Raw genomic sequence first — 22,670 nt, 5'->3', positions numbered from 1 at the left:
TTAAATTAAATAATTTCTTTTTTAATATAAGCACAGCTTGCCGCAACAGATTCCATCGGGTTTGGTTTGTAGTTGGTTTCGTGCTCTACAAAGAAATGTTTCATGCCCGAAAGTTTCGCCTGGGCAAAAATAGGTTTGAAATTTATAGACCCAGTGCCTACCTCTGCATTTAAGGCAGGATTGGCTTTATCCATATCTTTAACATGCCACATGGTAAAACGGCCCGGATTTTCTTTAAACAGCTTTAAAGGATCGTTTCCTGAACGTACCACCCAATACAGATCAAGTTCGAAATCAACAAGTTTTTTATCTGTTCCTTTTAACAAAATTTCGTAACCGGTGGTATTGCCAACTTTATCAAATTCGAAATTATGGTTATGGTAAGCTAAACGGATACCGGCTGCCTTGCACATTTTTCCGGCTTCGTTTATTCTGGCTGCAATTTTTTTATAATCTTCAGCGTTTTTTCTGAGGCCCGCATCTAACCAGGGAATGGTTACATATTCGCTTTTCAATACCTTTGCTGCTGCAATTGCTGCTTTCAATTCGGTAGTATTGCCATCGTTTAAATAAGTACCTAAACCATAATGGCCACTTGGTGCTTTTAAACCGTTAGCATCCAACAATGCTTTAAATTCTTGAGGTGTTAAACCCCAAAACTGATCCTTGATGGAAAAACCATAGGTTTCTACTTCCTTAAAACCTGCTTTGGCAATTTTAGCAATCGTTCCTTTTACATCTTTAGGCAATTCATCCCTTAAAGAATATAATTGGAGGCCAACAACTCTTTTATTGTCGGCTGCGAAAACAGATGACGGAACGAGCAGCGCTGCTGCTGCAGCCACACTACTGTTGATTAGAAAATTTCTTCTTGATATCATAACGTAGATTAAATATCGCAGATAGCTACTGCCTTCTTTAAAGAGGCTATTTGATCTGCTTGTTTAGGTATAAATTCTTGTGCAACGTAACCTTTAAAGCCGGTTTCGGCAATGGCTTTCATAATGGCAGGGTAATATAACTCCTGTGTATCGTCTATTTCATTACGGCCTGGTACGCCAGCGGTGTGATAATGGGCAATGTATTGGTGATACTGCCTGATGTTACTGATCACATCACCTTCATCAATCTGCATATGGTAAATATCATATAACAATTTGAAATTTTGAGATCCCAGACGTTTGCAAAGTTCGGCACCCCATGATGTTCTGTCGCACTGGTAATCTTTATGGTTTACTTTGCTGTTTAACAATTCCATTACCAATACCACATTATGCTTTTCGGCTAATGGCATCAACTGTTTTAATCCTTTAACGCAATTGTTCCAACCGGTTTCATCATCTTTACCACGACGGTTCCCACTAAAGCAGATTAGATTTTTATAACCGGCTTCGGCCACAAGTGGAATCATTTTGGTATAATTTTGAATTAACTTTTCGTGAAATTTTTCGTCATTAAAACCGTCTACCAGATTAATTTCGGCACCATTGCACATGGTTGATTCTAAGCCATGTTTTTTTAGGGTAGGCCAATCGCTCGGGCCAACCAGATCAATTCCTTTGATCCCTATTTTTTTTGCTTCGAGGCAGAGTGCTTCTACATCAAAGCTGCTAAAACACCAGCGGCATACCGCATGGTTGATATTTCCTTTTAGCCTTAACGGCTGATCTGATTCTGGTTTATCCATTGCTAGTGCTGATAGGCCAGAAGAAACACCAACAGCCGCAGTTCCGGCAACAATGTTTTTTAATGCGTTTCTTCTATTGATGTTCGGGGTCATATTAAACAGTTTTAACTTCTAATTCTGATTTTGTTTTATCGTTGAATAATAAAGCAAACAATAAGAAAACTGCAGCTGCAATACCTGCTGGTATAATCCAAACCATTTTCCAGTCAGTTACATCTCCTGTTTTATACATGTCTGTAATTAAGCCCGCTACTTTAAACCCAATCAACATACCAACACCATAGGTGGCCAGAGTGATAATACCCTGAGCTGCACTTTTAAATTTTTCTCCTGCTTTTGAGTTGGTATAAATCTGACCAGAAACAAAAAAGAAATCGTAGCAAACACCATGAAGCGCAATACCTATAATCAACATAAAACTTAAACTGCCGGCATTACCATAAGCAAAAAGAATGTAGCGTACTGCCCAGGCCAACATACCAACTATAATGGTTTTCTTAAAGCCGTATTTTGAAAAGAACACAGGAATAGCCAGTAAAAATAACGCTTCTGAAACCTGACCAATGGCCATTTTACCTGTAGGGTTGGAAACTTTTATATCGGCCAGGAAAAGACCTGCATTTTGATAATAAAAGGCTAATGGGATACAGATCAGGATGGAAGAAATAAAGAAGACAGCAAAATTTTTATCTTTTAACAATTTCAATGCATCCAATCCTAAAATGTCGCCTAATTTGATTTTCTCGTCTTTGGCAACCTTTGGAGGAGTTGCAGGTAACGTAAAACTAAATAATCCCAATATCAAAGAAGCGATCCCAGCCATTAGAAAGGTACTTTTTAACAATCCGGCCTGAATTCCTTCTGGAGAATCCCAGTGGAAGGCAAAACTGATCAATAAGCCAGCGATGATCCAGCCGATTGTACCAAATACCCTGATGTTAGCAAATTCTTTTTCAGCATCCTTCATTTGGTTAAAAGAAACAGAGTTTACCAGCGCAAGGGTTGGCATGAACAAAATCATATAGGCTAAAACGTAAGGGTAGAAAACACTTACATCTGGCGCACTATACATCTGGTACATTAAAATAGCACCAATAATGTGTAGAACACCTAAAATTCTTTCAGCGTTAAAATATCTGTCGGCGATGAGGCCTATTATAAATGGAGCAATAATAGCGCCCCAAGATTGAGTTGAAAATACAGAACCAATTTCAGAGTTGGTTGCCTTCAGGTTATTGTTTAAGAATGCTCCTAAAGTTACAAACCATGCGCCCCAGATAAAAAATTCGAGGAACATCATGGCAGAAAGTTTAAAGCGAGTAGTGCTATTCATTTGGCTAGTGATTATGTAAAATGGTTAAGGTAAGAGGGATGATGAAAACGTATCCCCGTAACTCATCTTACAATTTTATAATATTTTAACTGGATTTGATAAGAGGGATTTTGTAATTCACATTATACATTTCCCTCTTACCATTAATGTTCTAGAAAGTAAGTGTTTGGATGACGGTGTAATTCACATTAGCCATTTTCCATCTTACATTTTCCGTATTTAAAGTTCTTTAATAGAGATGTTTTTGTACCAAACTTCGTCTCCATGATCCTGTAAGGCAATTTTACCGGTTTTAAAGGTTCCCCAGTTTTCCCATGTCGCAAATTTGCTGCCTGCAACAATCTTTTTCCAGTTGTCATCCCAAAGGGTTGTTTTTACTACTTCAACACCATTCAAAATTAGGGTTAATTTACCCTTTTTGCTGATGATTTCAGCTTTGTTCCACTCGCCAACCGGTTTAACCGGTTCTGATGAACTTTTTACCAGATCATACAGATCGCCTGCACGGTGTTTTGTGATTTTTCCGTCAGGATGGCCATCGTTATCGATCACCTGCATTTCTAAACCGGTAGAATAAGTAGCATGGTATTTAGGTTCTTCATGAACATAAAAAATAAGGCCGCTATTTGCTTTCGGAGCCACTTTCCAGTCATATTTTAAGTGGAAATCACCATACTCTTTATCGGTAACTAAATCGCCACCACCATCTTTACCTTTTTTTGCTAAATCCAGGTGTAATGCGCCATCCTGAACCTGCCAGGCGCTACCAACAGTAGTTTTATTGTAAGTATGCCAACCGGTTGTGGTTTTACCATCAAAAAGTGGCTTAAAGCCTTTTTGTGCTTTTGATATTTGCGTAACTGCTAGCAGGATGCAGGCAGAAAGTAAGATTTTTTTCATTTTTTTGAATTTAAACCTGATAAGTTTTAGGTCAGGTTTGTAAGTGTTTTTATTTAAAGTGTTAAATTGTTCCAGCCTTTACGGTATTCGCGTTTTACAAACTGGTTGGCTTCATCAAAGTTGGTAACTTTCATATTATCGTTGTCCCAAAGCATTTTCATATACCGTCCTGGGTAAGTAGTTTTACCATTTACCGTTTTTTGTACATCGAAACTTCTGATGGCTAGATTGGCCATCAATAAAGCTTCTGTTAACGGACCTGCAATTTCGAAAGGGGAACTCACTTCTTTTTTGCCATAACCGGCAATTGCAGCTTCAACCCATTGTTTATAATGTCCGTTTGCTCCATCTGGTACGCGGGCATATTTTGGCGTAACTTTAATGTCCTTGTTTTTGCTTAAAGGCAATAATTTAGGATTTGCACTATAGGTTTCGGCCATCATTTTACCTTTTGTTCCGATAAATAAAGTACCGTTACCACCATCACCAAAAGTTTCATTTGCTTCCAGTTCCTCCGGACGTTCTGGCTGGATACCGCCATCCATCCAATGTAAAGTAACATCACCTTTGGTTTTATCCGTTTTAGGGAATTTTAAGGTAACATGGCTTGATGGCGGACAACTTTCAGGAAAGTAACCTCGTTTAAATTCATCAACGTAAACAGAACCTACACTTGCCTGAACTTCTTTGGCATATTTTAAATTTAATACACTGAAAGGAGCTTCAATTAAGTGGCAACCCATATCGCCTAAAGCACCGGTCCCGTAATCCCACCAGCCACGCCAGTTAAATGGAACCAATTTATCCACATAATCCTTTTCAGGAGCCGTTCCCAACCATAAATTCCAATCTAATTCTTTAGGGATTTCTGCTTTTTTGCTTGGCCAGGGAATGCCCTGAGGCCATACCGGACGGTTGGTCCAGGCATATACCGTATGCACATCGCCGATTAAACCGGCTTCGTACCACTCCTTCATTTGGCGCGGACCATCGTTTGATGCACCTTGATTACCCATTTGCGTAACCACTTTATATTTTTTTGCCGCTGCGGTTAGTATCCGCGCTTCATAAATATCGTGTGTTAGAGGCTTTTGAACGTAAACATGTTTGCCCAACTGCATGGCGGCCAAAGCCTGGATAGCATGGTTATGGTCAGGAGTAGAAACAGAGACAGCATCGAAGTTTTTATGTTCTTTATCTAACATTTCGCGCCAATCTTTATAATATTTTGCTTTAGGAAAAGCTTTTACGCTATTGGCTGCACGACGATCGTCTACATCACACAGAAAAGCGATATCTGCTTTTCCGCTTTTGTAAAACATATCCAAATCGCTTTGGCCTTTTCCGCCAACCCCAATGCCGGCAACCAATAGGCGATCGCTCGGTGCTAAATAGCCTGTTCCGCCCAAAACATGGCGCGGAACAATCATAAAGGCAGCGGCAGCGATTGCTGAAGTTTTAATAAAATCACGGCGGTTACTCGTGTTTTTATTTTCTTGCTCTGTTTTCATATGTAGTAAATCGATTTGCTAACTGGATTCGATTATTTTTTCTTTAATGATAAAATATACTTTACCATTAATTTTGCATCGTCTTTTTTAAGTGTAGCATGCGCAGTCATTGGCATATTACCCCAAACACCTGTTCCACCTTTAATAATCTTGTCGGCCAACATATTGATGTTTTTTTCGGTAGCCGGATATTTTTTTGCAATGTCTACGTATGCAGGACCAATAATTTTGTTGGTTTTATTGTGGCAACCTAAACAATCTGACTTATTGATCAGTTTTTCTCCTGGATTTGACTGAAAAGCAGAATGGTTTGTTGTGGTTGCCGTAGCAAGCACAGCTTTCTCTTTCGCTAAATCAGCTTTAGAAAACGACGCCATAAAAATGACTACAGCGCCTAGCATTAAAAATGTTTTTTTCATGTTGTGTGTGTTGTTTTTAATTGCATTCAAGCTTGCATAAGCGTTAACGTTCTATTATTGTTGCTTATGCAGGTTTTCATGTTGTGTGTGTTTTGTGTGTTGTTATTCTTGTAATCCTAATATTTGTTTATTGAAAGTGCTATCACTGCCCGATGCGGCAAAATCGTCAAATGCTTTATCCGTTACATTAATGATATGCTTTTTGATAAATTCTGCGCCTTCTCGGGCACCATCCTGCTGGTTTTTAATGCAGCATTCCCATTCCATAACGGCCCAACCTTTAAAATCATATTGGGCTAATTTACTAAAAATCGTTTTAAAATCAACTTGTCCATCACCAGGTGACCGGTAGCGCCCGGCACGGTTTGCCCAACTCTGGTATCCGCCAAAAGTGCCTTGCTTGCCTGTAGGGTTAAATTCTGCATCTTTTACGTGGAAGGCTTTAATGCGTTCGTGATAGAAATCGATGTACTGAATGTAATCCAATTGTTGCAACACAAAGTGAGATGGATCATACAATAAGCATGCCCGAGGATGATTATTCACTGCCTCAAGGAACATTTCGTAAGTTTCGCCGTCAAATAAATCTTCTCCAGGATGTATTTCGTAGCAAACATCTACACCACACTGATCAAATTCGTTTAAGATTGGCGTCCATCGTTTTGCCAGTTCTGCAAAACCTTCTTCAACCAATCCGGCGGGACGTTGGGGCCAGGGGTGGAAATATTGCCACAATAAAGAGCCACTGAAAGTTGCATGTGCATTTAAACCCAGGTTTTGCGATGCTTTAGCCGCATATTTCATCTGTTGTACCGCCCATTCCGTTCTGGCTTTTGGGTTTTTGTGTACGTCTTTTGGCGCGAAAGCATCAAACAGATCATCGTAAGCAGGATGAACGGCAACCAATTGGCCTTGCAGATGTGTAGATAGTTCGGTAATTTCCAAACCGTAAGTTGCAATCTTACCTTTTAATTCATCAGCATAGGTCTTACTTTCTGCTGCTTGTTTGAGGTCAATAAAGCGGGAGTCAAGAGTTGGCATCTGAATGCCTTTGAACCCTAAATCTGCCGCCCATTTGCAAATGCTATCAAGTGAATTAAATGGAGCTTCGTCGCTGATAAACTGTGCTAAAAATACAGCTGGTCCTTTTATTGTTGTCATGCCCGGGTATTAAATTTTATAGTCGAACCATTTTTGATCTGATTGGCCTGAAGCCACTACATTTTCAATAAATGCCATTCCTCTGATTCCATCTGAGGTGCCAGGGAAATCGAGCATTTCGGCCGTAGGTTGCTCGTTATTTAATTTTGCATTTACGGTAAGTGCAAAGTTTTTGTAGATATTGGCAAAAGCCTCTAAGTAACCTTCAGGGTGACCGCCTGGTGTGCGGGTATTGTGTTTTGCAAAACTACCCATATAGCCGTTGCCTGTCCTGTAGATCTGGGCTGGTGCATCTAACCACTTTACAATCATGGTGTTTGGTTCCATCTGGTGCCATTCTAAACCACCTTTTTCGCCATAAACCCTGATTTTTAGTGCATTTTCTTCTCCTGCAGCGATTTGTGAAGCCACCAATACCCCGTTAGCGCCATTATCAAATTTTAAAAGAACGTTCCCATCATCATCAATGGCCCTTCCAGGTACTACAATATTTAAATCGGCACAGATTTTAGTGATTTTTAGCCCCGAAATATATTCAGCAAGGTGTGCTGCATGTGTACCTATGTCGCCCATGCAACCGCTTTTACCGGTTTTAGAAGGGTCGGTACGCCAGGCGGCCTGCGCATTGCCTTCGCGTTCAGAAAGTGTGCTTAACCAGCCTTGGGGGTATTCTACCACAATTTTACGGATAGCACCCAGTTTGCCATCGCTTACCATTTGCTTGGCCTGCTTAACCATTGGGTAGCCTGAGTAAGTATGCGTTAAGCAAAGCGTTAATCCGGTTTCTTCTACTTTAGCGTGAAGCTGTTTTGCTTCTTCCAAAGTTAAGGTCATCGGTTTTTCGATTACAACGTTAAACCCTTTGTCCAACGCCATCATTGCTGGGGCAAAATGCGCAAAGTTTGGGGTAACGATGGTGACGAAATCAATCTTTTCGTCTGCTGGCAACTCACTTTCTTTGGTCAGCATTTCTTCGTAATTGTTGTATATCCTGTTATCGGGAAGAAAAAGCATTTTTCCAGATTCGTATCCAACTTCAGGATTTACACTTAAAGCTCCGGCAGATAATTCGATCAGGCCATCCATGTTAGCGGCCAAACGATGTACGGCACCGATAAAGGCGTCTTTTCCACCGCCTATCATGCCCATTCTTAATTTTCTTTTCATGTTATAAAAGGTGTGGGGTATAAGGAGTAAGGTTTAGGGTGAACTTCCTATACCTTAATGCTTAGACCTTTTTCCTGTTTTTAGCTATTGTTTTTTAATAAGGTTTGAGGCGTAGGAATCAGGGATTAGACTTTACGCCTTTTGCCTTAAACCTTACACCTCATGTCTTAAACCTTCTAGATATTCTTTTTCTTTAATTCTTTTACGGCATAATCTGCAGCACGGGCAGTTAGCGCCATAAATGTTAATGAAGGGTTTTGGCAAGCAATTGATGGCATGCATGATCCATCGGTTACGAAAACATTGTTTACTTCATGCATCTGGTTCCATTTGTTCAGCACAGAAGTTTTAGGATCGTTACCCATTCTGGCGGTACCCATTTCGTGGATTGCCATACCCGGATAACAGCCATTATCGTATGTTTTGATATTTTTCATGCCTGCTTTTTCTAACATTTCAGCAGCATCGTTCATCATATCCACACGCATTTTTTTCTCGTTTTCTTTGTATTCGCAATCAATGGCCAATACAGGCTGTCCCCACTTGTCTTTTTTGGTTTTATCAATGTACACCTTGTTCTCATAATAAGGTAACATTTCTCCGAAACCGCCCAATCCCATGGTCCATTTTCCCGGAGTGGTCATTTTCTGTTTCAGATCTGCACCGAATGATAACTCAGCTACATCATTTTGCCAATTGCTTCTGCTTGCGCCACCCTGATAACCGAAACCACGTAAATAATCACGTTTATCGTTACCGATATTTTGATACCTTGGCACATAAATTCCATTTGCACGGCGGCCATAGGTATATTTATCATCAAAGCCTTCAGCCTCTCCGGAGGCACCGCAACGGAAATGATGATCCATTAAATTATGCCCTAACTGACCGCTGCCATTGCCTAGTCCGTTTGGATGTGCTTCTGATGTCGAATTTAATAAAATGAATGTAGAGCCTAATGTAGAACCGTTTACAAAAACAATTTTAGCATAAAATTCCATCGTTTTGTTGGTCTGTGCATCAATAACCATTACGCCTTTTGCTTTTTTGGTGTCTTTATCATAAATAATATGATTTACGATAGAATATGGTCTTAACGTTAAACGTTTGGTTGCCATTGCTGCAGGAAGGGTAGAAGACTGTGTACTGAAATAAGCACCAAACGGACAACCACGGCTACATAGGTTTCTGTATTGACAGTTGCCGCGGCCTTTATGCGGAACGGTAAGATTGGCCACACGGCCGATCATGATGATACGTTCTCTTTTATAATGTTCTTCAACACGGGCTTTTACCGATTTCTCTACAATGTTTAAATCCATTGGAGGTAAAAATTCGCCGTCCGGGCAAGTCGGCCAATTCTCTTTAGAGCCGCTGATACCCGCAAAACGCTCGGCATAATCATACCAGGGCGAAAGTTCTGCATAACGGATCGGCCAATCGCTTCCATGACCATCTTTTGCATTATCTTCAAAGTTATGGTCGCTTAAACGGTAACTCTGACGGCCCCACATTAATGATTTACCACCTACATGGAAACCACGGTACCAATCGAAACGTTTATCTTCGGTATAGGGGCATTCCAAATCGTTTACCCACCATTTTTCGTTTGCTTCCTGATACGGATAATCTCTTTTTTGTACCGGGTGAGTACGCTTTTGCTCTTCGGTGAGTCTTCCTGCATGTTTAAAATCCCAAGGATTTTTCATGGCATTTTCATACCCGGTAATGTGCTCAATGTTCATACCCCTTTCGAGCATGAGTACACGTAAGCCCTTTTCGGTAAGTTCTTTTGCAGCCCAGCCGCCACTAATACCCGATCCTATCACAATAGCATCGTAAGTATTTTCTGCTTTTAAATTTGTATTTAAATTCATGATGTTTTGTAGTTGTTGTTAGAAATTAGGTTGCCCAGGATCTTTGACCAGGTTTTAAAGGTGCATTGCCATCATAACGGCCCGGAATAAGAACATATTCCCTTGCTTTGGTGCAACCAATTTCTGAAGAATAGTAACCGAGTAAGGTCAAATCTCTTGCTGTGACAAAAAAGTAAGCTAAATCCTTATTTTCTTCTGATTTGCCATCTTTTTGAGCAAGTGCAATAGCCCTCAAATCGATCATTAGTTTTTTGCGGTCGGCTGGTGTTAACGTTAGATAACTTTTCCCGAAATCTTTCATTGATTTTGCCTGAAGATCTTTAAAGCCTTGTGCAAAAGAAGTTTGCATTGTGGCAGGATAACAATCTTTCATCATCATCGGGATAAATTTTCCTAAACCTGCTGCTTTGGCACCTGCAGATGACTTGGTGGTCGGGACAATGATATCCGCAAATTCGGCAAAAATCTTTTCATCTTCCAATGAATAGCTAACAAAGTTTTTTTCATTTTCGGGAAGCGTAAAACTTTCGAATAACACGCCCATTGTACTTGCCGAGATTGCTCCACCCAGCAAAAATGCAACGTTTTTGAGTGCTTCTCTTCTGTGCATCGTATTTATGATTTTATATTTTGGTTATTGATGTGTTGAATTAGTAATATTAGAAAAAATATAGCATAAAGAATGAATTTTTTGAATTAAATTATCAGCATGCAATATGATTGTTACTGGGTGGAATTGTTCTAAATAGAATCTTTTTTGTGGCTTAATAATATTTAAAACCCTGTTTTGATATTCATTTTACTTGGTGTAAAAAATACATTTAGTACAGGTGAATGCGTTTTTTATCAATAAATCCAAGAATGAAGATTTTTCAGGTAAATATCAGGCCAAATAGATTTCAACCAGGCTATTTATAGTTCACAATTAATCAAAGTTTATCAGCGTTCAGTTTGGTCGTTTTGGTTAGCAATTTACAGTTATCGGTTTAACAATCTGGTTAATAATTAACGAGTCATACCATTAGGAATTTAACGCCTTCTTAAAATATTTTATTGCCTTTTATCTCATTTTTTTACCTTTGCTCAATCTCAAAAAAAATATGCAGGAAAAAATTGTTGTTTTAGGCTCAAACGGGCAAATCGGGACGGAATTGGTAACCACGTTACGTAAGATATATGGTGATGATCATGTTGTTGCATGCGATATACGCAGGCCGGATTATGATATCAAAAACTCTGCACCGTTTGAATTTGTGAATGTACTTGATAAAGAAATGATCAATGGAATTTTTCATAAGTACAGACCAACACAAGTTTATCTCCTGGCAGCATTATTATCGGCTACGGGTGAGCAGAACCCAAAACTGGCCTGGGATTTAAATATGAACGGTTTATTGAACGTACTGGACTTAGCTTTGGAATATAAAACGGCGAAAGTGTACTGGCCGAGTTCTATCGCTGTATTTGGACCGAATTCACCAAAAGATCGTACTTCACAATATTGTGTAATGGATCCAAATACCGTTTACGGAATCAGTAAACTGGCGGGTGAGCGCTGGTGCGAATATTATAACCAGAAATACGGATTGGATGTGCGTAGTATCCGTTATCCGGGCTTGATCAGCTGGAAAGCTGCCCCAGGAGGTGGAACAACAGATTACGCAATCCATATTTTTCATGATGCGTTAAAAAAGGGCAGTTACCAGAGTTTCTTAAATGCAGAAACAGAACTGCCGATGATGTATATGGATGATGCGATCCGCGGAACAATCGAGCTGATGGATGCCCCGGCAGACCAGATTTCGGTGCGTAGCAGCTATAATTTTGCAGGGGTAAGTTTTACACCTGAAGTTTTGGCGGCAGAGATCAGAAAACATATTCCGGATTTTACCCTAACTTACAGCAATAACGATCCCCGTCAACAAATTGCAAACAGCTGGCCACGCTCAATTGATGATAGTTATGCGGCAAACGATTGGGGATGGAAACCAGCATTCGATTTATCGAAACTGACAACTGATATGTTAAATAATTTAAAAAAATAAGATATAGGTAGAAGGTTGGAAGGTTGAAGGCGTAAGGCCAGACCTCTCACCTCTCATATCTCAATACTAAAATAATGGGAAGAGCATTCGAATTTAGAAAAGAGAGAAAATTTAAGCGCTGGGCCAAAATGGCGGTTCAGTTTACACGTATTGGTAAAGATATTGTGATGGCGGTTAAGGAGTCAGGACCTCATCCTGAAACCAACTCCCGCTTGCGTACAGCAATACAAAATGCAAAGGCTGTGAACATGCCAAAAGATCGGGTAGAGGCTGCAATTAAACGTGCTTCTGATAAATCGATGGCCAATTACGAGGAAATTGTATACGAAGGTTATGCACCCCATGGCGTTGCCGTTTTAATTGAAACAGCTACAGATAATACTAACCGTACGGTTGCAAACGTGCGTAGTTATTTTAATAAAACGAATGGTACCTTGGGGAAAACCGGATCGTTAGACTTTGTTTTTAACCGCAAATCTATTTTCCGTTTTGTACCTGCTGAAGGTCTGGACCTGGAAGAACTAGAGTTCGAATTGATTGATGCTGGTTTGGAAGAACTTTACGTAGAGGCTGATGAAGAAGGAAATGATATTGTGGTAGCACAGGGTGCTTTCGAAAACTTTGGTTCCTTGCAAAAAGCCTTAGAAGAGAAAGGCATTGAGTTAAAAAGTTCAAAACTGGAACGTATTGCTTTATCTCACCATGAGGTTACAGAAGAGCAGGCTGCCGATGTATTAAAATTGATTGACAAGCTGGAGGAAGATGATGATGTGCAGGCAGTTTACCATAATATGGCAGAGTAAATGCAACTGATATTAACTGTAAAGGTCTCGATTTAAACCGGGACATTTTTCAATTTGATAAAGTCGTCGTCTCGACTGAAGCGCAGCCGAATGCCCGCCTGTGCATACAGGCCTGCCCGTACGAGAGATTTATTTGGAAGGATTTGAGTGAATGCTCCCTTTTTAGAAATGAAAAAATCTTTTCTCATCTTAGTGTCCCGCTAAGAACACTCAATTGATATGTTCCAAATTTATATCGGTAAACTAAGCGCTTAGCGAGGTGCAAAGATTGCATAACCTTGAAGATTTTTGGATTTTTGCTTTTTGGAGAGCAAAACCTGTACTTATCGGGTTGCGGCAGTCCCGCCATCACTTCAAGTCCTCGGCCTCGTCCCTCAGCCTCCGGTCTTTCCATTTTGTCGGGTCTAGGTTACTTAGCTTAACCCGGGTAAGTTAAACCTGACAGAAGCGGGCAGGAGCTCTAATTTTTCAATCGGGGCGAGTAAAGCAGATGGCAGGGATTTCGAAACCGATAGCCTACCGAACCCTGCTTTCCAATTCTTTTACCTGAAAATTGATTACATCTTTTAAATTTAGTCGTGCTGAACTTCCGGCCGGTTGGGCGGGCGTTTCAGCAGCTATTTAGGAAGACCCTCAAATAAATTATCTTCGGTGAATTCGCACAAGTACCGGTTTACTTCGTAACTTTCGTAAACTCAGTTCAGCGTGAGGATCAAAAGGATACCTGCGAGTTTTGGTTAACCGGCTATTTCCTGTGCGAAAATAACCAGGGCAATAATTCTGGTTCAGCGAATGCACTATCCCAGCTATTGTGGTTTGCGTTAGGATAAAGTGTAAATTTCACCTCTGCACCAACATGTTTCAGCCGTTCGGCAATGGCCATGGATAATACCGGATCTACAATATCATCTTTAGCGCCATGAAAAATCCAAAGCGGTATTTTTCGGTACTTTTTGATGTTGTTGGTATTGTCGCCGCCACAGATCGCAATAGCTGCTGCAAATTTACGCCTTTCTCTCCTTAATAGCTCATAGGTACCCATAGCGCCCATTGATAAGCCCCCAACATAAACCTGATGTCTGTTTACATATGGTTTTTTAAGGAAATCTTTAATCATTCCCTGTAGAGCATGCATGATTCTGGTGGGTTTACCGCCTTCTACAAAACTGAACTTTCTTTCGCCTTTTGCATTTTTCTCAATATTAACATTTGCCCAATAATCGCTTTTCGGACATTGCGGAAAAACCACAATAGCAGGGAAATTTTTCCGGATATCGTTTTTTAAAAACAATTTACCACCATGTACCAGTTGACTAGCATTGTCATTGCCCCTTTCTCCACTTCCGTGCAAAAAGAAAACGATCGGATATTTTTGGTCGGGATTAAAATTCTCTGGAAATAAAATCCTGTAGTAAATAGAATCCTTTCCTTTAATAAAGCTTCCCCTGTCGTATTTTTTTAAGTCTTGAGCGTTTAAAAAGATTACGGGAAAAAGAATGCAGATAGTAAGAATAATCTTTTTCATCTGTTAATATGTTTTTAATAATAGTGCAGCCGTTATTTGTGATTGTACTATATATTCTGGTCAATTACAACGGTTTTATTGAACAAAAATAGAAAACCCTGGCTACTTTACAATAGCACAGGGTTGATAACCAAACCTAATGGTCTTTATTTCAACGTAAAAGATGCTTCCTTTACATCGTGTGAATTTGTACCGATAAACACCTTGAAATCGCCCGGTTCTGCAATGAATTTCAAATCCGAATTGTAAAATTTAAGTTCGTTTTCTGTAATCTTGAAAGTAACCGTTTTACGCTCCCCGGCCTTTAAATTAATCTTTTGGAACCCTTTTAACTCTTTAACCGGGCGGGTAATACTTCCAACGAGATCCTGGATATATAATTGAACAACTTCCTTACCCTCGTACTTACCGGTATTGCTTAAGGTAACGGATGCGGTGATCGATTTTCCTTTGCTTAAGGTATTTGCACTTAGTTTAACGTCACTATAGTTAAATGATGTGTAGCTCAAGCCAAAACCAAACGGATATAATGGATCATTGCTCACGTCTAAATAATTGGAACGGAATTTTTCGAACCATTTACCTTCAGCCAAGGGTCGTCCGGTATTTTTATGTGCATAATATAGTGGCACCTGACCCACATTTTGAGGGAAAGTTACGCTCAGTTTACCGGAAGGATTAACATCGCCGAAAAGTACATCGGAAATTGCATTTCCGGCCTCACTGCCTGGGAACCAAACATTTAAAATAGCCGGAATATTTTGCAGTTCCCAATTCAATGCCAATGGACGGCCAGTAAACAGCACCAATACCACCGGTTTACCTGTTTTAGCCAAAGCTTTTAAGAGATTTTTCTGTGTTTCAGGAATCTGGATATCGGTTACACTACTGCTTTCGCCGGTAAATTCAGAGCCTTCGCCAACGGCCGCTACAATAACGTCTGATTTTTTGGCCACGTCCAATGCTTCCTTAATCATTTCTGCTTCTGTTCTAGGATCACGTTTATAGGTTGGGTTGTGGACATTAACATAACGGTGTTCCATAGCAGAATCGGCCAAAAAATTAGCACCGCGTGCAGTTAAGACCTTAGCCTTATCACCCAAAGCATTTTTTAAACCCTGAAGAACCGTTACCGATTGATCAAAAAGAGCTGCAACACTCCAGGTACCGTACATGTTGGCGGTATTATCAGCCAAAGGGCCAATCAAGCCAATGGTACCTGATTTTTTTAATGGAAGCACATTATCATTGTTTTTGAGCAGCACAAAACTTTCTGTTGCAACTTCTCGTGCCACCTGGCGGTTAGCCGGACTAAAAACTTCTTTAGCTGCTCTTTCCGTATTACAAAATTTATAAGGATCTGTGAATAAACCCAATTTGTATTTGGCCTGAAGCACTAAGCGGCAAGCCCTGTCTATTTGTGCGATATTAACTTTTTTCTCTTCCAATGATTTTTTTAAAGTGCCTAAAAAGCCTTCGCCCACCATGTCCATATCAATGCCGGCATTTAAAGCCAGGGCAGAAACAGTTTGTAAATCGCCCATGCCATGTGCAATCATTTCAGGGATGCCGGTATAATCAGTCACTACAAAACCTTTAAATCCCCATTGTTTCCTTAAAACATCTGTCATTAGCCATTTACTTCCTGTAGCGGGAATGCCATCCACTTCGTTAAAGGAAGCCATGATGCTGGCTGCACCCGCATCAACGGCAGCTTTATAAGGCGGGAAATACTCATTGTACATCCGTACTTTGCTCATATCTGTGGTGTTATAGTCTCTGCCAGCTTCAGCTGCACCATAAAGTGCATAATGTTTAACACAGGCTAAGATCTCGTTATTGGCCTGGAGTTTACCCTGATAACCTTTTACCATTGCTGCGGCAATTTGTGAGCCTAGGTAAGCATCTTCTCCGCTTCCTTCTGAGATGCGGCCCCAGCGTGGATCTCTGGAAATATCAACCATAGGGGAGAAGGTCCAGTTGATACCACTTGCACTGGCTTCTATAGCAGCTATACGGGCCGATTTTTGTACGACCGCCATATCCCAGATACAGCTTACGCCCAAGGGAATTGGGAAAACAGTATTGTATCCATGGATCACGTCCATTCCGAAAAGCAACGGAATTTTCATACGACTGTTTTCGACCGCTATTTTTTGTACCGCTTTAATTTTGTCTACACCTTTAATGTTGAATAAACCACCAACTTGTCCGGCTTTGATTTTTTTAGATATGTCGCTGCTGTTGGCCTGTCCGGTGGTAATATCACCTGAACTTGGCAAATTCAGCTGTCCAATTTTTTCATCGACCGTCATTTTGGCCATCAGGTTGCTGATGAAAGTATGCATCTTTGCTTCTTCTGCCGAAACAGTTTTTTTGCTTTGTGCCGATCCGTTCAGCACAAAAAGTGTTAAAAAAACAACCAGGATATTCGCTCTCTTCATTATATATGTGTTTTATTGTTTATTTATCAAGTTCTTGCTGACGCTCGTTTCCAACGAGTGTCTGAGTAGCTCAACGATTTTATCGTTTTACCTTTAATCGTTAAAAACGATTTGTTATTTCCACACTCGTAAAAACGAGCGTGAGCTCCTATCTTTACTTGCTGACGCTCGTTTCCAACGGGTGTCTGAATAGCTCAACGATTTTATCGTTTTACTTTTAATCGTTAAAAACGATTTGTTATTTCCACACTCGTAAAAAACGAGCGTGCGCTTCCTATCTTTACTTGCTGACGCTCGTTTCCAACGGGTGTCTGAATAGCTCAACGATTTTATCGTTTTACTTTCAATCGTTAAAAACGATTTGTTATTTCCACACTCGTTAAAAACGAGCGTGAGCTTCATATTCTTTACTCGCTGGCGCTCGTTTTCCGACGAGTGCTTAAATAGCTCAACGATTTTATCGTTTTACTTTAAATCGTTAAAACGATTTGTTATTTCCACACTCGTTAAAAACGAGCGTGAGCTTACTATCTTTACTCGCTGGCGCTCGTCTCCAGCAAGTGCTTAAATCGCTTTACGACTCTGTCGTAGTTGGAATCAGCTGTTAACAACTATCTGTCATTTCCTAATCTGTAGAAAAGACATGAATTGGTAATTAATCAACTTTTTTCACTTTGGTTTTTGCCGAAACGCCATTCTCATTGATGGCTTCCATGGCAAAATAGTATGCTTTCTGACTGTCCATTGCCTTAAACCAATATTCATTAAAATCGTGTATCATGATACAGTTGTACAGTTTATCTGGTGCTGTGCCATAATAGAGATTATAGGCAAAGGCATTATCAACAGGTTCCCATTTGATATAAGCACTACGTTTATCTTTTTCTGTCCTTAAAACGATCAGATTTTTTACCTGAGCGGGTTTTTCACCGTTTCCATTTCCGAAAACGCGTAAGCCACTAATCGCAAATTTCCCGGTAGGCATGTGGATGTTGACCATTTTGATAAACCTGGTTTTAACCGGTTTTGGTAATTCGATATAATCATGTGGTACATCTGTTTTGTTTTGGCTTTTATCAACCAAAGTCGTCCATTTTTTGCCGTCAACTGATGAAAGGAGTTTATACTGATGATAAATTCCGACCTGTTTTCCTAAAAATTCAGCATCCTGATCGGCATAGTTAATTTGTATGGCGTTAACGGTTGCGAGACTGCCTAAATCAGTCTGTATCCACTCGCCGTTATTTGCTGTTTTGGCACTCCAATAGGTTTTAATATTTTCGTCAACCGCATGATTAGCATTAAAGCCACCCAGGGTAGAAGATACGGTTACCGGTTTTTTATAGTTGATGAGCATCCAGCCCGGACCGGCAGGCCCGCCTTCTTTTCTTTCGGAAGGTAAATAGAGCGGATAATCTCCAAATGCGGTATTGGTCCACATCACATCGTCCTGATCAAAACCGGTTGGCCAGATGCCCATGCGGCGTTCCCAGGTGTTTTTTACGCAGATAATGCTGGTAGAAATGTGCCAGTAATTTTTATTGTTATCCTGAAAAGTTGCCCCATGGCCTGCTCCGCGCGAAAATCCGCCGCCTTTATAACTTAAAGGATCGGATTGTGGAATTGTTGGTGTATCATAAAACAGCGGTTTTGTACCAACCACTACACCATCTGAATAACCACTAAATTCCGTTCCGGGTGCACCGTATTGGAAGTAATATTTGCCATTATGTTTGGTCATCCAGGCACCTTCGGCAAAGGGATCGAGAAAGGTATTGTCCATATATTCGCCAAAACGTTGCCAGCCATAGCGCCAGCTTTCGAGTAAATACATTGGTGTACGGGTACCTTTGGGTTGAAAAGTTTTGCGGTCGAGCTCTACACCATACATCGGGTAATTATTGCTGCTGCCGTTGTACATATAAAATTTACCATCATCATCGGTAAAAAAGGCTGGATCCCAGCCGCCTATCTCCAGTGAATCGACCAATGGAAACCATTTATTCCCTTTGGGATCGGTGCTTCCCCATAAGGTGAAGTTTTTGGTATAAGTGCTGCCAAAAACCACCATGGTGTCACCAACAATGCCAACGCCAGGCGCGCAGAGTTCGTCTTTGGTTTTGTTCCACGGACGTAAGAACTTCCTTTCATGGAATTTCCAGTTCAGCATATCGGCACTGTGCCAATAACCCCATTGGTTAGTGCTAAACAGGTAAAAATCGCCTTTGTAGTTTACAATAACCGGATCGGCCGTAGCACGGTGTTTGCCCCATTCTGTAAAAGACTCGAAAGGCGTATAACCATAATCGACATTGATGGGATTACAATAGGTTTTTTGCTGTGCATGCAGGATATAAGTATTGCAGAGCAGCGTTGATATTACAAATATTTTGAATAAATGTTTAGCCATTATCCTTGGGTAATTAATTAAAAATATTTATTCTGGCACAACTTGAGCAGCCTATAGACATACCGCTAACCGTTAAACCGGTAACATGCGATTTATGCTCCCAGTACACCCACATATCATGCGCGCCTCCTGTTGAGGTTAACGTAACCGTATAAACATCTCCGTTCTCTGGTATCTGGCCGATAACAGTTCCGCCAGGAGAGTTTGGCGGAATAAAGAAAGAATAAACACCACCGCTGGTATTATTTTCTAACTTGACATATACACCATCTGTAGTGGAGTTTGTTGCGGTTACATTTACCGTGGCGAATTTTGATTTTATGGTTTTATGTTTAGCTCCAACTCCATTAGTGAAGCCCGAATTAAGGATTACACATCCTATCATTGCTGTTAATATTAAAATTACTTTTTTCATGGTTCTGTAGATTTAATTTAAAATATATGGTGGCTAAACATTTATATACAACTTCATTATATTAAGGTTGAAACTGGAAATCCAGCTTCTTCAGACCATTCTGTACGTCTTTATTTCCCATGAATAATTTCCAGAGTAAGCCTGAGCGGTAATTTTCGATCATGACTACCATTGGTCCCTGATCAATGCCCAGATACCGTTGAGGGTACCAGTTATCAGTCTCCGAAAAAGCATCGTAGAAACCGTACTTTCCCCAAACCTTGTTTCCAAGGTCCTCATAAAGGTGCCTGATTACTTTCATCGATTCTTTTGGGGTATAGGGGATAGAGGAGATGGCTGCGGTAGGTGAAATTACGCCAAAATCTTCCTGAATACTGTGAGCGGCATACCCTTTTACCGAGTAACTGGCCGTTAAACCCCAGCTATTTTCGCCATAACCTTTAAATTTTTTTGGATTGGCTACGCAATAATCGTGTATGGCCAATGTTTGATTAACATTGTTTTGCCAATAATCGGCGTAGCGGTCTTTTAATCCTTTGGGATTTAAACCTAAATAGGAATAGTGTGCCCAGAATAACGGACCCACAGAATTTTTCGCGCCCTGATAATCTAACGGAATATGATGCCCGTATAGATCGAAATTTGCCTTGATTGCGCCATTTCTCGCCCAGCCTTCGTGATAAACTTCGGCTGGTATAGTATGGGTAGGAGATGAGGCTGCCATGACGTACATAATTAAACATTCATTATAGCCTTTAACAGGAAAATTCATTTCCCACTGGTATTCCGGAGACCAATGCCAGTACAATACATTCTGGCCACCATTGCGGTACCAGTTAAAATCGATGCCTTTCCAAAGTTCGTCAGCTTTTTTCGCTAAAGCTTTTTCGGCAGCTGTGCCATTTTTATAATATTCTTTAATGCAGATTAGCCCCTGTGCAACAAATGAAGTTTCTACCAGATCGCCGCCGTTATCTTTGCGGCCAAACGGACGCACTTTACCGGTTTCGCCATAAATCCAGTGAGGCCAGGCACCATGAAAACGATCGGCTCCGGATAGAAAATCCAGTATTTTATTTAACCGTTCTAAGCCCTCTTTTTTAGACACATAATTCCTGTCAATCCCGCTTAAAATAGCCATTAAACCAAAACCGGTAGCACCAGTTGCAACGGTGCTCTTATCGTTTTCGGGATATACGTTATCTACATGATATCGTTCGCGGCCGGCACCAGATGTTGGTTCTGCACCATCCCAAAAATACTGGAAAGTCTGTTTTTGAACGAGATCAAGCAATTGCTCGTCGCTCAGGTTTTTTTGGATACTGAGATCCGGACTGTAGGTCTGAGTTTTGGCTTTAGAGCATGCACCTAAAACCAACAACGAAACCAGGGTAACGGATAATAATGAAAGTCTTGTAGGGTAAGTTTTTAGCATTTTGTAAGTGTCAAAAAAGGGTTGCCGATTTAGCTGGCAACCCTTTGAATTATATTTTAGTAACCAGGATTTTGCTTAAGCAAACCTCCACTTAAATCAATTTCGGTTTGTGGAATTGGCCAAACTTCATTTTTATTGGCTTTCCATCCTTTAGGACCAAATACAGTCAATCCTCTTCCTTGTCTGATTACATCGAAATAACGATCGTTTTCCATTGCAAGCTCAACCTGTCTTTCTTTCCAGATCGCCGTTCTTAGTGCAGTTTGGTCTGTCGTAGTCACATCAGGTAAAATTGCCGGATTTGAGCCTCTGGCACGTTTACGTACCCTGTTTAATGAGGTGAGTGCCTGCGCAGGATTTCCCAGTTCGTTCGCAGCTTCCGCGTTCATGAGCAGTATATCTGCAAATCTTAATACCCTTATATTTTGTTGGGCACCTTCATTATAGCCTGAAACTCTCGTGTTAAACGGAACATAAGATTTTTGATTATAACGCGGATTAGGTACAGAAGTTGGTACGAGGTCGCCCTGTGGAGTAGTTTCTCCTCTGAAAAGAATGGTCGCATCTTTTCTCGGGTCTCCGGTTTCATAAGCGGCTTCCAATTCTGCAGATGGTGTATTGAAACCCCATCCCATTACGCCTGCTACCCCCTGTACCTGACTGTATTGAGAATTAGATGCATCAGCATTGCCCTGAATTAGAGAAGCTTGTACTTCAAATAAAGATTCAATGCTGTTTTCATTAGCTTCTCTAAACCCTTTTTCATAATCAGGAAACAGATCATATCCCATTGTCATTACCTGATTGGTTAGGGACAGTACATCAGCCCATTTTTTCTGATACATGGCAACTTTTGCCTTCATGCCCAGGGCAGCGCCTTTTGTTGCTCTGCCTAAATCGGTTGCCGGATAAGATTGTGGTAATACAGCGGCTGCTTCTGTCAGGTCTTTTTCAATCTGTGCATATACGGCGGCCTTATCAGACTGGGGAAGGTTGTATTCTGAATTATCCTTAGGAACGTTTAATCTTAACGGAATATTTCCGTAGGCCCTCACTAATCTGAAGTAGGAATATGCACGTACAAATTTTGCTTCGGCAAGATATCTGGCCTTTAGCGTAGCGTCCATATTAATGTTGGGTACATTATCCAATACCTGGTTACAAAGATTGATGTTTTGATATTGACCTGTCCAGAAGCCCAGCAAAGATCCTTGGGTAGAAGTTACCGTAAACTGATCAAAAAGATTGAAGAAGGTTGCATCTGTAGGGGTACTGCCTTTATCCGCTTCATCTGATCCCGTACTTTCAATAGCAATGGCATTAAATGCCACGTTATCCCAGCTGCGTAAATTGGCATAAATGGCATTTACACCTTTTAAAGCATCATCACCTGTTTTCCAGAAGGTAACAGATGGTTGCTGCCCTTGTGGCGGAACATTAAGGAAGTCTTTTTTACATGATGCGGTAAAAAGCATTGTACCTAAGGCTGTAGCCACAAGGCAAGACTGTATATTTATATTTTTTTTCATTTTGATGTC

At 40.6% G+C, this 22,670-nt stretch carries 18 protein-coding genes; 2 read left to right on the top strand and 16 right to left on the bottom strand.

Annotated elements, in window-relative coordinates:
• Positions 1-5 precede the first annotated feature (5 nt).
• From ACK1I8_RS13375 to ACK1I8_RS13330, 10 genes are all read right to left on the bottom strand, one after another.
• Positions 6-881 carry a sugar phosphate isomerase/epimerase family protein gene (locus ACK1I8_RS13375; RefSeq protein ID WP_412465869.1) on the bottom strand — a complete coding sequence of 292 codons (876 nt, stop codon included), beginning with the start codon at positions 879-881 and terminating at the stop codon, positions 6-8.
• Between the two features lie 8 nt (positions 882-889).
• Entirely contained in the window at positions 890-1,780 is an 891-nt protein-coding gene (locus ACK1I8_RS13370) for a hydroxypyruvate isomerase family protein (protein ID WP_412465868.1), read from the bottom strand.
• A 1-nt stretch (position 1,781) separates the two neighbouring features.
• On the bottom strand, positions 1,782-3,020 hold the full coding sequence (locus ACK1I8_RS13365; RefSeq protein WP_412465867.1) for a nucleoside permease: 1,239 nt from the start codon (positions 3,018-3,020) through the stop codon (positions 1,782-1,784).
• Positions 3,021-3,239: 219 nt separating this feature from the next.
• Entirely contained in the window at positions 3,240-3,920 is a 681-nt protein-coding gene (locus ACK1I8_RS13360) for a DUF1080 domain-containing protein (RefSeq protein ID WP_412465866.1), read from the bottom strand.
• A 53-nt stretch (positions 3,921-3,973) separates the two neighbouring features.
• Positions 3,974-5,431, bottom strand: coding sequence for a Gfo/Idh/MocA family protein (locus tag ACK1I8_RS13355; RefSeq protein ID WP_412465865.1), 1,458 nt, complete (start codon positions 5,429-5,431; stop codon positions 3,974-3,976).
• 32 nt (positions 5,432-5,463) lie between these two features.
• Complete coding sequence (locus tag ACK1I8_RS13350; protein WP_412465864.1) at positions 5,464-5,850, bottom strand: c-type cytochrome; 387 nt, start codon at positions 5,848-5,850, stop codon at positions 5,464-5,466.
• 102 nt (positions 5,851-5,952) lie between these two features.
• Positions 5,953-7,011 carry a sugar phosphate isomerase/epimerase family protein gene (locus tag ACK1I8_RS13345; RefSeq protein ID WP_412465863.1) on the bottom strand — a complete coding sequence of 353 codons (1,059 nt, stop codon included), beginning with the start codon at positions 7,009-7,011 and terminating at the stop codon, positions 5,953-5,955.
• A gap of 9 nt (positions 7,012-7,020) precedes the next feature.
• Positions 7,021-8,178 (bottom strand): Gfo/Idh/MocA family protein, encoded by a 1,158-nt coding sequence (locus ACK1I8_RS13340; RefSeq protein WP_412465862.1) that lies wholly within the window; start codon positions 8,176-8,178, stop codon positions 7,021-7,023.
• 176 nt (positions 8,179-8,354) lie between these two features.
• A complete protein-coding gene (locus ACK1I8_RS13335; protein WP_412465861.1) occupies positions 8,355-10,055 on the bottom strand; it encodes a GMC oxidoreductase in 1,701 nt (566 codons plus the stop codon).
• A 25-nt stretch (positions 10,056-10,080) separates the two neighbouring features.
• A complete protein-coding gene (locus tag ACK1I8_RS13330; protein ID WP_412465860.1) occupies positions 10,081-10,665 on the bottom strand; it encodes a gluconate 2-dehydrogenase subunit 3 family protein in 585 nt (194 codons plus the stop codon).
• 490 nt (positions 10,666-11,155) lie between these two features.
• Here ACK1I8_RS13330 and ACK1I8_RS13325 point away from each other — a divergent pair, with 490 nt between their 5' ends.
• Together ACK1I8_RS13325 and ACK1I8_RS13320 are read left to right on the top strand one after the other, a co-directional pair.
• Complete coding sequence (locus ACK1I8_RS13325) at positions 11,156-12,100, top strand: NAD-dependent epimerase/dehydratase family protein (RefSeq protein WP_412465859.1); 945 nt, start codon at positions 11,156-11,158, stop codon at positions 12,098-12,100.
• Between the two features lie 74 nt (positions 12,101-12,174).
• Entirely contained in the window at positions 12,175-12,903 is a 729-nt protein-coding gene (locus ACK1I8_RS13320; protein ID WP_205056412.1) for a YebC/PmpR family DNA-binding transcriptional regulator, read from the top strand.
• Between the two features lie 745 nt (positions 12,904-13,648).
• Here the strand turns inward: ACK1I8_RS13320 and ACK1I8_RS13315 are convergent.
• The 6 genes from ACK1I8_RS13315 to ACK1I8_RS13290 all read right to left on the bottom strand — a co-directional run bounded on the left by ACK1I8_RS13315 (position 13,649) and on the right by ACK1I8_RS13290 (position 22,661).
• Complete coding sequence (locus ACK1I8_RS13315; protein ID WP_412465858.1) at positions 13,649-14,428, bottom strand: prolyl oligopeptidase family serine peptidase; 780 nt, start codon at positions 14,426-14,428, stop codon at positions 13,649-13,651.
• 146 nt (positions 14,429-14,574) lie between these two features.
• Entirely contained in the window at positions 14,575-16,872 is a 2,298-nt protein-coding gene (bglX, locus tag ACK1I8_RS13310) for a beta-glucosidase BglX (RefSeq protein ID WP_412465857.1), read from the bottom strand.
• A gap of 655 nt (positions 16,873-17,527) precedes the next feature.
• Entirely contained in the window at positions 17,528-19,282 is a 1,755-nt protein-coding gene (locus ACK1I8_RS13305; RefSeq protein WP_412465856.1) for a discoidin domain-containing protein, read from the bottom strand.
• 13 nt (positions 19,283-19,295) lie between these two features.
• Positions 19,296-19,697 carry a hypothetical protein gene (locus tag ACK1I8_RS13300; RefSeq protein WP_412465855.1) on the bottom strand — a complete coding sequence of 134 codons (402 nt, stop codon included), beginning with the start codon at positions 19,695-19,697 and terminating at the stop codon, positions 19,296-19,298.
• 61 nt (positions 19,698-19,758) lie between these two features.
• On the bottom strand, positions 19,759-21,132 hold the full coding sequence (locus ACK1I8_RS13295; protein WP_412465854.1) for a glucoamylase family protein: 1,374 nt from the start codon (positions 21,130-21,132) through the stop codon (positions 19,759-19,761).
• Positions 21,133-21,188: 56 nt separating this feature from the next.
• Positions 21,189-22,661 carry a RagB/SusD family nutrient uptake outer membrane protein gene (locus ACK1I8_RS13290; protein WP_412465853.1) on the bottom strand — a complete coding sequence of 491 codons (1,473 nt, stop codon included), beginning with the start codon at positions 22,659-22,661 and terminating at the stop codon, positions 21,189-21,191.
• Positions 22,662-22,670: the final 9 nt, after the last annotated feature.

Source organism: Pedobacter sp. KLB.chiD (assembly GCF_047040275.1).
Lineage (GTDB): Bacteria > Bacteroidota > Bacteroidia > Sphingobacteriales > Sphingobacteriaceae > Pedobacter.
This window is presented reverse-complemented; position numbering and strand designations above follow the sequence as displayed.

What these genes read in the sequence shown, in the direction of transcription:
- ACK1I8_RS13370 (WP_412465868.1), bottom strand. Translation starts at nt 1,780, where the DNA reads ATGACCCCGAACATCAATAGAAGAAACGCATTAAAAAACATTGTTGCC.
- bglX (WP_412465857.1), bottom strand. Translation starts at nt 16,872, where the DNA reads ATGAAGAGAGCGAATATCCTGGTTGTTTTTTTAACACTTTTTGTGCTG.
- ACK1I8_RS13345 (WP_412465863.1), bottom strand. Translation starts at nt 7,011, where the DNA reads ATGACAACAATAAAAGGACCAGCTGTATTTTTAGCACAGTTTATCAGC.
- ACK1I8_RS13330 (WP_412465860.1), bottom strand. Translation starts at nt 10,665, where the DNA reads ATGCACAGAAGAGAAGCACTCAAAAACGTTGCATTTTTGCTGGGTGGA.
- ACK1I8_RS13340 (WP_412465862.1), bottom strand. Translation starts at nt 8,178, where the DNA reads ATGAAAAGAAAATTAAGAATGGGCATGATAGGCGGTGGAAAAGACGCC.
- ACK1I8_RS13365 (WP_412465867.1), bottom strand. Translation starts at nt 3,020, where the DNA reads ATGAATAGCACTACTCGCTTTAAACTTTCTGCCATGATGTTCCTCGAA.
- ACK1I8_RS13360 (WP_412465866.1), bottom strand. Translation starts at nt 3,920, where the DNA reads ATGAAAAAAATCTTACTTTCTGCCTGCATCCTGCTAGCAGTTACGCAA.
- ACK1I8_RS13315 (WP_412465858.1), bottom strand. Translation starts at nt 14,428, where the DNA reads ATGAAAAAGATTATTCTTACTATCTGCATTCTTTTTCCCGTAATCTTT.
- ACK1I8_RS13290 (WP_412465853.1), bottom strand. Translation starts at nt 22,661, where the DNA reads ATGAAAAAAAATATAAATATACAGTCTTGCCTTGTGGCTACAGCCTTA.
- ACK1I8_RS13375 (WP_412465869.1), bottom strand. Translation starts at nt 881, where the DNA reads ATGATATCAAGAAGAAATTTTCTAATCAACAGTAGTGTGGCTGCAGCA.
- ACK1I8_RS13325 (WP_412465859.1), top strand. Translation starts at nt 11,156, where the DNA reads ATGCAGGAAAAAATTGTTGTTTTAGGCTCAAACGGGCAAATCGGGACG.
- ACK1I8_RS13305 (WP_412465856.1), bottom strand. Translation starts at nt 19,282, where the DNA reads ATGGCTAAACATTTATTCAAAATATTTGTAATATCAACGCTGCTCTGC.
- ACK1I8_RS13300 (WP_412465855.1), bottom strand. Translation starts at nt 19,697, where the DNA reads ATGAAAAAAGTAATTTTAATATTAACAGCAATGATAGGATGTGTAATC.
- ACK1I8_RS13295 (WP_412465854.1), bottom strand. Translation starts at nt 21,132, where the DNA reads ATGCTAAAAACTTACCCTACAAGACTTTCATTATTATCCGTTACCCTG.
- ACK1I8_RS13350 (WP_412465864.1), bottom strand. Translation starts at nt 5,850, where the DNA reads ATGAAAAAAACATTTTTAATGCTAGGCGCTGTAGTCATTTTTATGGCG.
- ACK1I8_RS13320 (WP_205056412.1), top strand. Translation starts at nt 12,175, where the DNA reads ATGGGAAGAGCATTCGAATTTAGAAAAGAGAGAAAATTTAAGCGCTGG.
- ACK1I8_RS13335 (WP_412465861.1), bottom strand. Translation starts at nt 10,055, where the DNA reads ATGAATTTAAATACAAATTTAAAAGCAGAAAATACTTACGATGCTATT.
- ACK1I8_RS13355 (WP_412465865.1), bottom strand. Translation starts at nt 5,431, where the DNA reads ATGAAAACAGAGCAAGAAAATAAAAACACGAGTAACCGCCGTGATTTT.